This window comes from Bacillus sp. T3, from assembly GCF_033449965.1.
Classification (GTDB): Bacteria; Bacillota; Bacilli; order Bacillales; family Cytobacillaceae; genus Bacillus_BU.
In genome coordinates, this window is the sequence record NZ_CP137761.1 from 1567006 (window position 1) to 1583175 (window position 16170).

The following is a 16170-nucleotide window of genomic DNA, read 5'->3' on the forward strand; positions in this document are numbered from 1 at the left end:
GTTGAGAAAATGAAAAAAATCATACCTTTTATCCTTATTCTGGTTGTTAGTTCATTATTAACGGGTTGTCTTTACCCAGAAGAAGAGCTAGCTCAAAATAAAATTCCATATGAGGATCAAATACAGTCTGTTCAGGCAGCTGTTAAACAATTTCAGGAAGCCAATAATGGGATACTCCCCATTAAAACAAAAGAAGCAGATACACCAATCTACCATAAGTATCCAATTGATTTTAAAAAAATTGCCCCTGCTTATATAGCGGAGCCACCAGGAAATGCCTATGAAAGTGGTGGAATATTTCAATATGTTTTAGTTGATGTTGAAACGAATCCAACTGTGAAACTATTAGATATAAGAATGGCCGAAACCATTCGTGAAATTAAAATTCGAATTCAATCACAAGGCTATCCACCATACAAAGAAAAGGTTGCAGAAAATTTATATACTTTGGATTATAAAAAATTAGGTTTCGAGGAAGCACCTGTAGTGGAAAGTCCTTTTTCACATAAAAATTTGCCCCTCTTAATCGATGGACACTCAGAAATATATGTTGATTATCGAAGTGATTTATATGAAAAATTAAAAAATAGTCAGCATTCATATAAACCAGGTGATGATATTCGCGATCTTCTGGTAAAGGATTCTTTTTTCGTTCCTGCCTATTCGCTACCATATACAATAGATGAAGCCACAAACGAACCAGTCATTTTAGAGCGTTAAAAGAATATTAGTCATAACCCTTTTTCTACAAAATATATTGTAGGAGAAGGGTTTTTTATTTTATGGCTATGTTAAAGAACGTTCTTGATTTTGTAGCGATCTGTTGATTGGAGCGGAAGGTGCGAGACTCCTGCGGGAGAAGGTGTCGCGGGAGACCCCACAGGCGCTAAAGCGCCGAGGAGGCTCCCGGACTCCCCGCGGAAAGGGAGCACCTGTAGCGGAAATCGACAGACAAATTTAACATATCCAAATTTATAGGCACCGTAAATGAAGCTATGCCAAAGGTAATGACGGTAACAAGATTATTTTACTTAGCCTATAGGAAAAATCCTGAAGTACATTCGTTTGCTACGCCCAACAATAAAATCAATCCACTTGGATAAGTTTTTAAGCAAGGAGGTAAAAAAATAAAGAAAAAGAGTCATAAGATGGTGGGACAACATCATAAATATATAGTGTCTTATAATACCTACAGGAAATGTTCAGGATAATTTTATCCCACTAACTCAAGATTCAGGAGGGGATCACTTGGAAAAGATAGATATTTTTAAAGATATCGCAGAACGGACTGGCGGTGACATTTATCTAGGGGTTGTTGGAGCCGTTCGCACTGGTAAATCTACTTTTATTAAAAAGTTTATGGAATTAGTAGTGTTACCAAACATTAGAAGCGAAGCAGAGCGTGCTCGTACACAAGACGAACTGCCCCAAAGTGCTGCCTGGAAAACGATCATGACAACAGAACCGAAATTTGTTCCGAATCAAGCCTCCTCCGTTCATGTTGGCGAAGGTTTAGATGTGAACATCCGGTTGGTTGACTGTGTTGGTTATACTGTGCCTGGTGCAAAAGGCTACGAGGATGAAAATGGTCCTAGAATGATTACAACACCTTGGTATGAAGAACCGATCCCATTCCATGAGGCCGCTGAAATTGGTACAAGAAAAGTAATTCAAGAGCATTCCACCATCGGGGTGGTCATAACAACAGATGGAACCATTGGTGAAATACCACGCTCAAACTATATTGAAGCTGAAGAACGAGTTATTGAGGAGTTAAAGGAAGTAGGAAAGCCATTTATTATGATTGTCAACAGTGCCCAACCGTATCATCCCAATACAGAGGCTTTACGACTTGAATTGTCCGAGAAATATGATATCCCTGTATTAGCGATGAGCGTTGAGAGTATGCGGGACACGGATGTTATGAACGTACTTCGTGAGGCATTATATGAATTCCCTGTTTTAGAGGTGAATGTTAATTTACCAAGTTGGGTAATGGTACTCAAGGAAAATCATTGGTTGCGTGAGAGCTACCAGGACGCTGTGAAAGACACGGTAAAAGATATCAAAAGATTAAGAGATGTAGACAGGGTCGTTCATCAATTCAGTGATTTCGAATTTATTGATAAAGCAGGTTTAGCAGGAATCGAAATGGGTCAGGGTGTTGCAGAAATAGATTTATATGCCCCTGATGAATTATACGATGAAGTACTTAAAGAAATTGTTGGAGTCGAGATTCGTGGTAAGGATCATCTGCTTGCGTTAATGCAGGACTTTGCCCATGCGAAAACAGAGTATGATCAGGTATCAGAGGCGTTAAAAATGGTGAAGCAAACGGGGTACGGTATTGCAGCCCCTTCGCTTGCTGATATGAGTCTTGATGAGCCAGAAATCATCCGTCAGGGATCTCGGTTCGGAGTACGCTTAAAAGCAGTTGCTCCTTCCATTCATATGATTAAAGTGGATGTCGAATCAGAATTTGCTCCAATAATTGGTACCGAAAAACAAAGCGAAGAATTAGTTCGCTATTTAATGCAGGATTTTGAAGATGATCCATTATCGATTTGGAACTCAGATATTTTTGGGCGAAGCCTAAGCTCAATTGTGCGTGAAGGTATACAGGCAAAGCTATCGCTTATGCCAGAAAATGCACGATATAAATTAAAGGAAACACTCGAGCGAATCATTAACGAAGGATCAGGTGGGTTAATCGCGATTATTTTATAAATAATTTGCTGGCTCTCGGAGTTTAGCTTATGTAATAATTACGTGCAGAATCTATCGCACTTTATTGTTACATTGTGCTAATTCTAAGAGTCAGTTTTTTTAAAAAATTCACGTTCGCTTTGTTTATTTTTGAGGAAAACGTGTTTTTATATGTGAAAACAGGGGAAAAGATGGAAAACTTATTACAATTATGTTTCAAAAGATGAAAAGATTCCCATTAAATCGCGGATTCTTCTTGATAAGCGGAAATGATTGTGATAATCTTTTAACAGAATTAGCGTTGTGAGGACGTTAAACCTTATCAGTAAAGGGTTTTCGGCAATATTTATCGCTTTTAATCTTCATTTTTTCTACAATGGAGGGAAAAATAAATAAATATTCATCATAACGTATAAAATTCTGTTTTTTTGTTTAGAAATGTAGGTAGTATCCTATTTTTACTGAAACGAACCACTTTTCGGGAGGAGGTGAAAAGCATGAACAAAACAGAACTAATTAGCGCAGTTGCTGAAGCAAGTGAACTTTCTAAAAAGGACGCTACTAAAGCAGTTGATGCTGTTTTTGATACGATTCTAGAAGCGTTAAAAAATGGAGATAAAGTACAATTAATCGGTTTCGGAAACTTTGAAGTTCGTGAACGTGCTGCTCGTAAAGGACGTAATCCACAAACTGGGGATGAAATCGAAATCGCTGCAAGCAAAGTTCCTGCTTTCAAACCAGGTAAAGCGCTTAAAGATGCAGTTAAATAATTACATAAACTTGCCTTGAGCGAACGCTTAAGCAGAAGACCGCGGTTCCATCCGCGGTCTTTTTTCGTAAGTTGGAAGGGCTCCAGTCCTTTCGTGCGCTATACAAGGCGATTCCGCTTTTCTTATAAATTACTAAAAATTTAAGTTAAACACGAAACTTGTCGCCTTTGCTTGTGTTAAAATGGTTATGCTAATATGTAAATAAATTATCTATATTTGAAAAATCAAGATAGGATTGGATTCCTTACGATGCTCTAGAAGCACACAAGCAGTTATATACATGTGAATTTGCAGGGGGTGACCTTTTTTGGAAAGAAAAAATGTGCTTAATGGAGAGTATATCGTCATTAAAGCAAATGATGATGGTGTGAATGTAATTGGATTAACAAGAGGAACCGATACACGGTTTCATCACTCGGAAAAGCTAGATCGTGGAGAAGTATTGATTGCTCAATTTACAGAACATACTTCTGCCATAAAAATTAGAGGCAACGCGAAAATACTGACTTGCTACGGAGAGATAGAAAGCGAAACGAAAAAATAGAAAACATAAAAAACATATAAAACATAAATAGGTGTTTTTGCTCTACATAAGGGAGAAAGTTTTTTTAAATAATATATATGCCCAATACCTAAGCATTTATGATATAATTGTGACTGCTTTTACTCGGGTATGGACTCATAAGATGGATATGATTTGCGGCTATTGCAATGAGTTCTTTTTTGAAAAATGATGTTAAGTACTCTCTAGAATGGGAGTTTAAGTTATATATCTTTGGGGAAACAAGGGTGATTATTTTGCATGATATTCAAACAAAATTAGCTGAGATGAAGGAGCTTATTGAACAAAGAGCTTTTCATCCTTATTTATTGAAAAATATTAAGACGCCGATGATTGATGAGGATAAAATTTTATTGCTCATCACAGTCCTTGATCAGCTAAATTTATCGGATATTGAAAAAACCACATATATTACTGCAACCATGTTAATTCAATTGGCCCTTGATACCCACGACTTTGTCCGTGCAAATTCAATTGATGAAGATTTTAAAAGTCAGCAGTTAACGGTGTTGGCTGGGGACTATTATAGTGGACTTTATTATAAATACCTTGCAAGTGTAAAAAATATCTCGTTAATACGAGAGCTGTCTGAAGCGATAAAGGAAATAAACGAGCAAAAAATTCTCCTCCATGATCGAAATCAAGTCCACAATATCGATCAAATCCTTAATTGTTTAGAGAGAATCGAAGGAGCACTCTTTGATAAAATCTCTAACTATTTTAATGTGTCAATCTGGAATGATTTTACCTTAAAATTTTTATTAGCCAAAAGGCTTCTTCGTGAAAGAGAACAAATCATCACTACTGGAACCTCAATTGGTTATGATGCGATTAAGAAATTAAACCTTAAGGATACCAATGACAACTCATTATTTAGCCAGGAGAAAAATATTTTACGTGTTTTCGATCAAGCGATTCAGCGCACGATTAACCAAATGAACTCAGGTGCGGAAAACCATCCTCTTATACAAGAATTGTTTGACCATCGAATTCAAGTGATCGTGGATGAGCATCAAAACATTGTAAAAACTTATGTGGAAGAAGGGTAAGAAATGCAACAATCAAAAGAAGAGCGTGTCCATAAGGTATTTGAGAAGATATATGGCAACTACGATAAAATGAATTCTGTTATTAGCTTTCAGCAGCATAAAAGATGGCGTAAGGATACGATGGGACGAATGAATGTCCAAAAAGGGAGCACAGCACTGGATGTATGCTGTGGAACAGCTGATTGGACTATTGCTATGGCTGATGCTGTTGGTCCAAACGGTAAAGTGGTTGGTTTAGATTTTAGTAAAAACATGTTAAAAATAGGCGAAGAAAAAGTGAAAACTTTACAAATGAAAAATGTTAACCTCATTCATGGGAATGCGATGGAGCTTCCTTTTGAGGATAATCATTTTGATTATGTGACAATTGGTTTTGGGTTACGAAATGTCCCAGATTATATGCAAGTGTTAAAAGAAATGAAGCGGGTGTTAAAGCCAGGAGGTTTAGCTGTTTGTCTTGAAACTTCACAACCAACGATGCTCGGTTTTAGACAGCTTTACTTTTTATATTTCCGGTTCATTATGCCTTTATTTGGAAGACTGTTTGCAAAAAGCTACAAAGAATATTCTTGGTTACAGGAATCAGCTAGAGATTTTCCAGGTATGGTTGAATTGAAAAAAATGTTTGAAGATGCTGGTTTTAAAAACGTCCGCTTTAAGCCATATAGCGGTGGTGTAGCAGCTGTACATATCGGAGAAAAATAACCACTACTCTTTCTTTGTTTAGAATAAATTTAAAAATAGATAGATTCAAAGCTGGTGAATACAAAATGATGAAATTAAAATTAATGTATTCATTTTTGAGTTCGGATTTGAATGTTATTGAAAAAGAGCTTGAGGAGACCATTAATGCACAAGCTCCTTTATTGCGCCAAGCATCCTTGCATTTATTAAAAGCAGGAGGGAAAAGAATTCGCCCTGTTTTTGTTTTACTTGCTGGGAGATTTGGTGACTATGACATTAACGTAATCAAAAATGTTGCGGTAACCTTAGAACTAATCCATACAGCTAGTTTAGTCCATGATGATGTGATTGATGATGCTGAACTAAGACGTGGGAAGCAAACGATTAAAGCAAAATGGGACAATCGGATTGCTATGTACACTGGTGATTATATTTTTGCTCGTGCCTTGGAGCTTATGACTGAAATTAGTAATCCTGATGCTCATAAGATTCTTTCAAACACAATGGTGGAGCTTTGTCTTGGCGAAATTGAACAGATTAAAGATAAGTACCGTTATGATCAGAATCTTAGAGATTATTTGCGCAGGATTAAGCGGAAGACCGCATTACTAATTGCTGCAAGTTGTCAACTAGGTGCTGCATCCACAAATGTAAACGAAGAAATTCATAAGAAGCTTTTTCAATTTGGATATTTTGTAGGGATGTCCTTTCAAATCATAGACGATGTACTAGATTTCACATCTACTGAGAAAGAGCTGGGAAAACCTGCAGGTGGTGACTTGTTGCAGGGGAATATTACTTTGCCTGTTCTATTTGCAATGGAGAATTGGGATATTAAGCAAGAAATCATTAAGGTCCATGAACACACCGAGAGAAGTGAAATGGATAAAATCATTGAATTGGTCAAAGATTCGGGTGCAATTGAACGCTCGCTTTCTGTAAGCGATCGTTATTTGGATAAAGCACTTGCCATATTAGAGGAGCTTCCGAAGATAAAAGCTAATAAAGTGTTACGCGAAATTGCTTTAAATATCGGGAAGAGAAAATTCTAATATTGCGAAAATTCCTAAACAATGTTACTATTTTCATGGATTGCAATTAAGCAATCCTTATACATAAGTAACTAGGGGTGTTTTTAATGGAAAAAACTTTTTTGATGGTAAAACCAGATGGCGTACAACGTAATTTAATTGGTGAAATTGTATCCCGTTTTGAGAAAAAAGGCTTCCAATTAGCTGGTGCGAAACTAATGAGCATTCCAGTTGAGCTTGCTGAACAACATTATGGTGAACATAAAGAGCGTCCTTTCTTTGGAGAGTTAGTCGACTTCATTACTTCAGGACCAGTGTTCGCAATGGTTTGGCAAGGGGAAAATGTAATTGCTACTGCAAGACAAATGATGGGATCAACGAATCCAAAAGATGCTGCACCAGGGACTATCCGTGGCGATTTTGGTGTAACAGTTGGTAAAAACATTATTCATGGCTCTGATTCACCTGAGAGTGCAGTTCGTGAAATCGGCTTGTTCTTTAAAGAAACAGAATTAGTAGAGTACAGTAAACTAGTGAATGACTGGATTTATTAATCCATAATCGGGTAGGCACTTGTAATCATTACAAGTGCTTTTTTTGTATACGTTTACAGCAAGAACCGTTTTATAATCGGTTTATAAATCGATTTTTACAGATATTATGGTTCGTGCTACAATAAATACTATTGTAAAATTAAATTTTTCAATTTTTAAATTTTTGCTATTTTTATTTTTTATGTCGTATGTTATATTGAGACATAATCCTTTAATGAGTTGAAGGAGGAAAGTATAATGAGATATTTGACAGCCGGGAATCACATGGTCCCCAATTAACTACCATTATTGAAGGGATTCCAGCGGGAATGCCACTTGTAGCAGAGGACATCGATACTGATTTGCAAAGAAGACAAAAAGGTCATGGTAGAGGCCGAAGAATGCAAATTGAGAAAGATACCGTCGAAATAATGTCCGGTGTACGACATGGTTCTACATTAGGATCTCCAATCACACTCGTTGTGGAAAACAATGATTGGAAGCATTGGACAAAAATCATGGGACAAGCACCGTTATCCCCTGAGGAAGAAAACGAAGTTAAAAGACAAATTTCAAGACCAAGACCAGGGCATGCAGATTTAAACGGTGCACTAAAATATGGTCATCGGGATATGAGGAATGTTTTGGAACGATCTTCAGCCAGAGAAACTACAGTTCGCGTGGCTGCTGGTGCAGTAGCCAAGAAACTCCTATCTTTACTTGGAATTCAAGTAGCCTCTCATGTAATCGAAATCGGGGGAGTGAAAGCCTCTAACGTTACGTACCAATCGGTTGCAGAACTAGCAGAGAAAACAGAAAATTCTCCAGTTCGTTGTATTGACCCAGTTGCTGAAAAAGCAATGATGCAAGCCATTGATGATGCTAAACAAAATGGTGATTCAATTGGTGGAATCGTTGAGGTCGTTGTTGAAGGAATGCCATCAGGTGTTGGGAGCTATGTTCATTATGATCGTAAGCTTGATGCAAAAATTGCTTCAGCTATTGTCAGTATCAATGCTTTCAAAGGAGTAGAGTTTGGAATTGGATTCGAAGCTGCAAGGAAACCTGGAAGTGAAGTCCATGATGAAATTATCTGGAGTGAGCAACAAGGGTATACAAGAAGAACGAATCGATTAGGTGGATTTGAAGGTGGCATGACCACGGGCGAACCTATCGTTGTTCGCGGTGTGATGAAGCCCATCCCAACACTCTACAAGCCATTGCAAAGTGTAGATATTGAAACAAAAGAACCTTTTACTGCAAGCATTGAAAGATCTGACAGTTGTGCTGTTCCTGCAGCCGCTGTTGTAGCCGAAAGTGCAGTTGCATGGGAGCTAGCAGGAGCCCTTGTTGAACAATTTTATAGTGATCGGTTTGATAAACTAGCAAGTCAGGTTCGCGAGTATCGAGAATATGCGAGGGAATTCTAATGGAGTCAGTAATGATCCAAACCAAATCAAAACAATATCCTGTTTATATTGGTTCAGGTGTCATATCAAGTCTTCCATCATTTATAGAAGAAAGATTTTCGAATCTTTCTTCTGTATTAATTATATCGGACCAAACCGTTGGAAGTTTATATTTATCGTCTCTTGAATCAAAACTAATTGGTTTTGAAACAACCTCCTTTTTAATTCCAAGTGGGGAAAGTGCAAAATCATTTGATATATACTACGAATGTTTAACCTATGCTTTAGAACAAAAATTAGATCGGAAATCATTAATTATCTCCTTCGGTGGAGGGGTGGTTGGTGATTTGTCAGGTTTTGTTGCAGCAAGCTTCATGCGCGGGATTCCATTTATTCAAGTACCAACAACGATTCTTGCACATGATAGTGCAGTGGGTGGTAAAGTTGCAATCAATCATCCGCTTGGGAAAAATATGATTGGTGCATTTCATCAGCCCGAAGCGGTGTTTTATGATTTGGATTTTCTTACGAGTTTACCAATTCGTGAAAAAAAATCAGGATTTGCTGAAGTAATAAAGCATGCGCTGATCCAAGATCCAAACTTTTATGATTGGCTAAGAAAGAATGTAACGGATTTAAACGAAATTAGCGGTGAAATTCTTGAACATTCTTTGCTCCGTGGAATTGAAATAAAGGGTGAAATCGTATCTCAGGATGAAAATGAACATGGGGTTAGGGCCTTCTTAAACTTTGGTCATACATTAGGTCATGCGATTGAAGCAGAATGTGGTTATGGAGAAATTAGCCATGGTGAAGCGGTTGTCATTGGTATGGTTTTTGCGTTAAACATAAGCAAGCAAGTAACTGGACTTGAATTTAATACGGATGAACTTGTTGGCTATCTGAAAAAGTTAGACTATCAGGTCACCATTCCAACCGGCTTAGTACCTGGAAAGATTACTTGATAGGATGAAGCAGGACAAGAAATCAGTTGCTCAGAAGGTTCGGTTTGTCTTATTAGATAAAATCGGGAAACCAGGTCTGTATGAAATATCTGACGAAATGCTGTTAGCCTATTTGTCAGAGTTTTAGAATCGAAGGGGGAAATTTGAATGATCCGAGGGGTGAGAGGAGCCATCACTGTTAAAGAAGACAAAGAACCTGAGATTGTCTCGGCCACAGAGATGTTGGTTAAGCAAATGATTCAAGAAAACAATCTATCTGCTGATCAAGTCGCTTCTATTTTTATTTCTGTAACAGAGGATATCAAAGCAACATTTCCGGCCAAGGCTGTCAGGCTGATTGAAGGCTGGACGTATGTACCTGTTATGTGTATGAATGAAATACCGGTGCCAGGTTCTTTACAAAAGTGTATCCGTGTGATGATGCATGTCAATACAGATACTGTACAGGAAGAGATTGCTCATGTTTACTTAAAAGGTGCTGAAGTCTTACGTCCTGATTTAAATACATCTAAACAAAATTAATACTGAAACTTTAGCTATGGATGATTTAAGAATAATCATAATTGAAGATGTAATACGGGGTGAAAAATCATGCAATGGAAAGAACAAATATTAACCTTAGCTCCATATCAACCTGGAAAATCTATCGACTCAGTAAAAAAAGAATTTGGATTGGATAAGATCGTAAAGCTGGCATCTAATGAAAACCCTTATGGTTGTTCTGATAGAGTAGTGGAGGCACTTCAACAAGCGATACAAGCTTTAGAAATTTATCCTGATGGGTATGCAACCAACCTTAGAACTGCTGTAGCAAAGCATTTACAAGTGGGAGAAGACCAACTGATTTTTGGAAATGGTTCTGATAATCTTATTCAGATTATTTCACGTTCACTACTGACACCAGAATTCAACACTGTTATGGCGACCCCATCATTTTCACAATACAAGCACAATGCAGTTATTGAAGGAGCAGAAGTCCGTGAAATTCCATTAATCAATGGTGAGCATGATTTATATGGGATGTTAAAAGCGATTGATACACAAACGAAAATCGTATGGGTATGTACACCAAACAATCCGACTGGGGTTTACATCACTGAAGACCGTCTAGTGAAATTCCTTGAACAGGTCCCTGAGAATGTTTTAGTTGTCATTGATGAAGCCTATTTTGAATATGTGACGGCAGATGATTTTGTTGATTCAATTAAATTGGTAGAAAAGTATAGCAACCTTGTAATCCTTAGAACGTTCTCTAAAATCTACGGATTGGCTAGTCTTCGCGTTGGTTATGGTGTAGCGAATCCAGCCGTAATAAGAGCATTAGAACCGGTTAGAGAACCTTTTAATGTAAATACACTTGCTCAAATTGCTGCAACAACTGCCATAAATGATCAAGAATTTGTTGATGAATGTAGACAAAAGAATCAGGCGGGATTAGCACAGTTTTATCAATTCTGTAAAGAACAAAATTTAGACTATTTTCCATCACAGGGGAATTTTATCTTAATTGATTTTAACCTTGACGGAAATGAAGTGTTTCAATCCCTGATGAAGCGGGGCTATATTGTTCGTTCAGGAGTCCCTTTAGGGTTTCCAACGGCAGTAAGGGTAACGGTTGGTTCGAAAGAGCAAAACGAAGGTGTTATTGCAGAAATGAAGCAGCTACTTGAAGCAAAGCGACCTCAAGTTAAATAGAAATAGGTTTTTAAAGGCGGTGGTCTTATTGCGAGGCCGTGTATTTGTGATAGGGCTGGGGTTGATCGGTGGATCCCTGGCTCTTTCTATTAAACGTACTCATAAGGAATCTCATTTGATCGGTTTTGATATTAATGAAAAGCAAAGAAAATTAGCGACCATGCTTGGTGTTGTGGATGAAACAGTTGAAGAAATCATCGATGGGGCAATTGATGCTGATTTAATTATTATTGCAACACCAGTAAATCAAGCTGAAAAGTTGATTCAGCAGCTTTCAAATATGGATTTAAAACAAGGTGTCATTATTACAGATGCGGGTAGCACGAAAGCTAGGATCGTTCAGACTGCAACTTGTTTAACTGAAAAGGGAATTACGTTCATTGGTGGGCATCCAATGGCAGGTTCTCATAAAAGTGGTGTGTCGGCAGCAAAATCAATCTTGTTTGAGAATGCTTTTTATTTATTAACTCCTAGTTCTAGTGTAAATCAAGAGCAAATTGATATATTAATAAAATGGTTTGAAGGCACAAAAGCAAGGTTTTTAATTGTGTCACCTGAAGAACATGATTTTATGACAGGGGTAATCAGTCATTTCCCTCATGTTATTGCTGCCTCACTGGTTCATCAAGCGGAACGTTCAAGCCATGAACAGCATCTAGTTACACGGCTGGCTGCAGGTGGGTTTCGTGATATTACGCGGATTGCTTCTAGTAGTCCTGAGATGTGGAGAGATATTTTACTCCAGAATAAGCCAGTCCTGCTTAATATTTTTAGGGAATGGATTGCTGAGATGGATCGAGTTACGGGCATGCTTGAAAATGAAAATGGCGAGGCAATCTATCAGTATTTTTTATCAGCAAAACAATATCGGGATGAGATGCCTATCAAAGAAAAAGGTGCAATTCCAGCTTTTTATGATCTATTTGTGGATGTCCCTGACTATCCAGGGGTTATTTCAGAAATAACAGGTTATTTAGCAAAGGAAAATATAAGCATAACCAATATACGGATTCGTGAAACAAGGGAAGAAGTATATGGAATCCTCGTGATTAGCTTTCAAACAGAAGAAGACCGCCTAAGAGCTGATCAATGTATAAAAAAATATACTAACTTCGAAACCTCTGTCGGTCCATAAGAGTAAATTTTTCTTGGGTAAGGGTGATAAAGATGGGACAAGTACAACTACATACAAATGCAACGAGTTTATCAGGTGAAATAAATATACCTGGTGATAAATCAATATCCCACCGTGCGGTGATGTTTGGAGCCATTGCAAATGGTACAACAACTGTGACAAACTTTTTGCTTGGTGATGATTGCTTAAGTACAATTTCTTGTTTTCGTAAATTAGGAGTTGTGATTGAGCAAGATGTAAATACCGTAACTATTTATGGAAAAGGACTTGAAGGGCTTACAGAGTCTTCCGATATATTGGATGTTGGAAATTCTGGTACAACGATTCGCTTATTGATGGGGATTCTTGCAGGAAGACCATTTCACAATGTCTTAGTCGGCGATCATTCGATTGGTAGAAGGCCTATGACGAGGGTGGTTAAACCTCTTTCATTAATGGGTGCCAAAATTGATGGGAAAAAACAAGGAGAATTCACACCGATTTCAATTAGAGGTGGAGAATTAACAGCGATGGAATACACTTTGCCAGTCGCAAGTGCTCAAGTAAAATCATCGATCCTGTTTGCTGGATTGCAAGCAGATGGTACAACAACGATTCATGAGCCAGCAAAGACACGAGATCATACGGAACGGATGATTCGTCAATTTGGTGGAAAAGTGGAAAGTGAAGGTCTAACTGTAACAATAAATGGTGGCCAATCCTTGACTGCTAGTCATGTTAATGTCCCTGGTGATATTTCCTCAGCAGCTTTCTTTTTGGTGGCGGGTGCAATTGTTCCAAATAGTAAAATTCTGTTGAAAAATGTTGGTTTAAATCCGACCCGAACAGGGATTATTGATGTGATGAAAGCTATGGGTGCTGACATTACCATTGTGCCAAATGATTCAGAACAATTTGAACCAACAGGTGATATCATTATTAAAACTTCAGAATTGGTTGGGACAACAATCGAAGGAGACATGATTCCTAGGTTAATTGATGAAATTCCAATTCTTGCATTACTCGCAACTCAGGCCAATGGAAAAACAGTGATTAAAGACGCCCATGAGTTAAAGGTTAAAGAAACAAATCGAATTGACACAGTGGTAAATGAGCTTTCAAAGCTTGGGGCATCGATTGAAGCAACAGAGGATGGTATGGTGATTTGCGGAAAATCAACCTTAAACTCTGGAGAAGTAAGCAGTCATGGTGATCACCGCATTGGGATGATGCTAGCTGTTGCAGCATTAATAACGAAGGGTGAAGTCATCTTAGAAGATGCAGAAGCCATCTCAGTTTCATACCCACAATTTTTCCAAGACTTAAACAATTTATTACGTTAATCGTCAGGAGCTAGTATCAAAACTAGCTCCTGTTTTTTTTGAAATTTACAACTAGCATTCATAATTTCTTGTTTTTTTCATAGCTTGTCATAAGACCGTTTATAAAAGAGGTGGTTTTATGACCTATATCATTGAGAACGCCAATGTATTAGATGACCAAGCTATAACAACTACTCACTTTTTAATTAAGCAAAACAAAATCGCCTCACGTCCCGCTTCAGTAAATAAATTAACTCACATCAGAATGGATGCTAAATCATTCATTATGACACCGACGTCTGTTATGTTTAATCAACAGGTTCCTGAGGACATGCCCTTTCATCAGTTGAAGCAGTACTACCTCGACTCTTTTATTAAGAAGGGTTGTACAACATTGCTGACGACGGCTCAGATTCAATTAGAGTCAGAGTTTCTCCTCAAAATAAAGCAAAAGCGTTCACAACTAATTACGAGTCCAATTGATTATATCATCGGGGTAAAAATCCCAGTCCAGCTTCTAACCCCTAGCTTCATTCGAAAGTGCAAAAAAGAGAAAATACCAGTTGTTTTTGTGGAAATTGACGACTTGTCTGAACTTTCTTCAATTCCGTGGGGTTGGGTTCGTGAAGCAATGTTTCCTTACAATGCACCATTAGTTCCGATTTTTGGCAATGGCTCGAGTAAGGAGTTAATAAAGTCAACGGATCTTTGGAGAAAAATAACCGTCCAAGAGAAGATACCATCCTTACAAAATGAGCTAACAGAATCTATTCCAATCGCCAAGCAAGACCTTGCTAAAATCGGAATTTACCCGCTCAAATCTAACCTACTTCATGGAGGAGAATTGAGCTATAATATGTATTTAATGGGGAATGAAAGCAGACAAGTTGAAGAAATGAGTTTGTTTCATTATCATAATCATAGATTAGTGTTAACAATGCACAAAGGAAAAATGATACGTGTTGGTGATAAAACGTCATTTTGCTCTGGATTTGGAGAGCAAGTAATGATTAATAAGCCTTCGTTTTATTCATTCTAGTAAATCTTGAAAGGAACAACCAATGGATACAGTACATGAAATCATCTCTCTTTTAGAAAACGGTGAACAAAGTAAGGCAATTCAAAAATACAAAAACATTCTTGCTAATGGGATTCCCGAAGAAAAGTATGATCTTGCAAGTGAATTAACACGATTAGGATTTTTAGAGGAAGCAGAGGCACTATATAAACAATTAATACAACAGTTTCCTGAAGAAGGAGAGTTAATGGTTCTCCTAGCTGAAATTTATATGGAGTTGGGTCAAGAGGAAGAAGCTATGCTCCTTCTTGAAAAAATTGATGTACAGGACGAAAGCTTTCCGCAATCTTTATTACTCCTGGCAGATTTATATCAAATGAATGGATTATTTGAGGTTAGTGAGCAAAAATTACTAACAGCAAAAGATCTGTTGCCAGAAGAAGAAGTAATTGATTTTGCATTAGCGGAACTCTACGCGGAGATTGGGAAGTTTGCTGAGGCAATCCATTCGTATGAAAGCGTTTTATCAAAGGGTACAAAAGAAATATTAGGCATCCAGATTGAACAACGTCTTGCTGAAATGCTTAGTGCAAGTGGGTCTTTTGAAGCGGCTCTTCCATATTATGAGCGAGCGCTAAAGGAAAAGCTTGAAATTAATACTTTGTTTGGTTATGCTCTAACCGCTTATCAAGCCGATGCAAATAAAACGGCGATTGATAAGTTCGAAGAGCTAAAGGAATTGGATCCTGAGTATCATTCCTTATATTTAATGCTGGCAAAAGCATATGAGAAGGAAGAAATGATAGAGAAAAGCTTCGAAACGATCTTGGAGGGAATCCGTTTTGATGAGTTTAATAAAGATTTATACTACTTAGGTGGAAAGCTTGCGCTGAAACTAGGTAATGAGGAAGAGGCAGAAAGACTATTGCGTGAGGCTATTGCGCTGGACCCAGGATTTACTGAGGGGGTACTTACCTTAAATAAACTTCTGCTGATTCAGGAGCGATATGAAGAAGTAATCGACCTTGCTAAGCATGTTGAATCAGTTCATGAAGTGGAGCCCCAGCTACTTTGGGATGAGGCGGTAGCATTTCAGCATTTAGAGGAGTATTCAGAAGCATTAAACAAATACCAATTAGCATATACTTACTTTAAGAATCATCAAGAATTTTTAAAGGATTATGGATATTTTCTAATTGAAGAAGGAAAAAGTGTTAAGGCTGTCGAAATTTTTAGTGAATTACTAAAACAAGACCCAAGCAATACTGAATATCAAGAAATATTGGAACGTTTAACAGATTTTTAGGGATAC

The 16170-nt window shown here is 37.6% G+C and carries 16 protein-coding genes and 1 pseudogene; all 17 read left to right on the forward strand.

The window, feature by feature from the left end:
• Window positions 1-9 precede the first annotated feature (9 nt).
• The 17 genes and pseudogenes from RGF10_RS08090 (at window position 10) to RGF10_RS08165 (ending at window position 16164) form a co-directional block, all read left to right on the forward strand.
• Window positions 10-720, forward strand: coding sequence for a hypothetical protein (locus tag RGF10_RS08090; protein ID WP_318508563.1), 711 nt, complete (start codon window positions 10-12; stop codon window positions 718-720).
• A 528-nt stretch (window positions 721-1248) separates the two neighbouring features.
• Window positions 1249-2727, forward strand: coding sequence for a stage IV sporulation protein A (spoIVA, locus tag RGF10_RS08095; RefSeq protein WP_318508564.1), 1479 nt, complete (start codon window positions 1249-1251; stop codon window positions 2725-2727).
• Between the two features lie 476 nt (window positions 2728-3203).
• Window positions 3204-3476: an HU family DNA-binding protein gene (locus tag RGF10_RS08100; protein WP_147533792.1), complete on the forward strand. Its 273-nt coding sequence runs from the start codon at window positions 3204-3206 to the stop codon at window positions 3474-3476.
• 322 nt (window positions 3477-3798) lie between these two features.
• Window positions 3799-4020 (forward strand): trp RNA-binding attenuation protein MtrB, encoded by a 222-nt coding sequence (gene mtrB / locus RGF10_RS08105; RefSeq protein ID WP_412176718.1) that lies wholly within the window; start codon window positions 3799-3801, stop codon window positions 4018-4020.
• Between the two features lie 245 nt (window positions 4021-4265).
• The gene (locus RGF10_RS08110; RefSeq protein WP_318508566.1) at window positions 4266-5087 is read left to right on the forward strand and encodes a heptaprenyl diphosphate synthase component 1; all 822 of its coding nucleotides are present in this window, start codon (window positions 4266-4268) and stop codon (window positions 5085-5087) included.
• 3 nt (window positions 5088-5090) lie between these two features.
• Complete coding sequence (locus RGF10_RS08115) at window positions 5091-5792, forward strand: demethylmenaquinone methyltransferase (protein WP_318508567.1); 702 nt, start codon at window positions 5091-5093, stop codon at window positions 5790-5792.
• A 68-nt stretch (window positions 5793-5860) separates the two neighbouring features.
• Window positions 5861-6823 (forward strand): heptaprenyl diphosphate synthase component II, encoded by a 963-nt coding sequence (gene hepT, locus RGF10_RS08120; RefSeq protein WP_318509373.1) that lies wholly within the window; start codon window positions 5861-5863, stop codon window positions 6821-6823.
• An 86-nt stretch (window positions 6824-6909) separates the two neighbouring features.
• The gene (ndk, locus tag RGF10_RS08125; protein ID WP_318508568.1) at window positions 6910-7356 is read left to right on the forward strand and encodes a nucleoside-diphosphate kinase; all 447 of its coding nucleotides are present in this window, start codon (window positions 6910-6912) and stop codon (window positions 7354-7356) included.
• A gap of 237 nt (window positions 7357-7593) precedes the next feature.
• Window positions 7594-8765, forward strand: a pseudogene (gene aroC, locus RGF10_RS08130) (chorismate synthase).
• Window positions 8765-9709, forward strand: coding sequence for a 3-dehydroquinate synthase (gene aroB, locus RGF10_RS08135; RefSeq protein WP_412176687.1), 945 nt, complete (start codon window positions 8765-8767; stop codon window positions 9707-9709). The pseudogene aroC and the gene aroB overlap by 1 nt, the downstream one beginning before the upstream one ends.
• 4 nt (window positions 9710-9713) lie before the next feature.
• The gene (locus RGF10_RS23785) at window positions 9714-9836 is read left to right on the forward strand and encodes a hypothetical protein (protein ID WP_412176688.1); all 123 of its coding nucleotides are present in this window, start codon (window positions 9714-9716) and stop codon (window positions 9834-9836) included.
• A 20-nt stretch (window positions 9837-9856) separates the two neighbouring features.
• Window positions 9857-10231 carry a chorismate mutase gene (gene aroH / locus RGF10_RS08140; protein ID WP_318508569.1) on the forward strand — a complete coding sequence of 125 codons (375 nt, stop codon included), beginning with the start codon at window positions 9857-9859 and terminating at the stop codon, window positions 10229-10231.
• 69 nt (window positions 10232-10300) lie between these two features.
• On the forward strand, window positions 10301-11404 hold the full coding sequence (hisC, locus tag RGF10_RS08145) for a histidinol-phosphate transaminase (protein ID WP_318508570.1): 1104 nt from the start codon (window positions 10301-10303) through the stop codon (window positions 11402-11404).
• Between the two features lie 28 nt (window positions 11405-11432).
• Complete coding sequence (locus RGF10_RS08150) at window positions 11433-12539, forward strand: prephenate dehydrogenase (protein ID WP_318508571.1); 1107 nt, start codon at window positions 11433-11435, stop codon at window positions 12537-12539.
• A gap of 32 nt (window positions 12540-12571) precedes the next feature.
• Window positions 12572-13861 carry a 3-phosphoshikimate 1-carboxyvinyltransferase gene (gene aroA, locus RGF10_RS08155; protein WP_318508572.1) on the forward strand — a complete coding sequence of 430 codons (1290 nt, stop codon included), beginning with the start codon at window positions 12572-12574 and terminating at the stop codon, window positions 13859-13861.
• 118 nt (window positions 13862-13979) lie between these two features.
• Window positions 13980-14879, forward strand: coding sequence for a hypothetical protein (locus RGF10_RS08160; RefSeq protein ID WP_318508573.1), 900 nt, complete (start codon window positions 13980-13982; stop codon window positions 14877-14879).
• Window positions 14880-14901: 22 nt separating this feature from the next.
• Window positions 14902-16164: a tetratricopeptide repeat protein gene (locus RGF10_RS08165; RefSeq protein ID WP_318508574.1), complete on the forward strand. Its 1263-nt coding sequence runs from the start codon at window positions 14902-14904 to the stop codon at window positions 16162-16164.
• The last annotated feature ends 6 nt before the right edge of the window (window positions 16165-16170 follow it).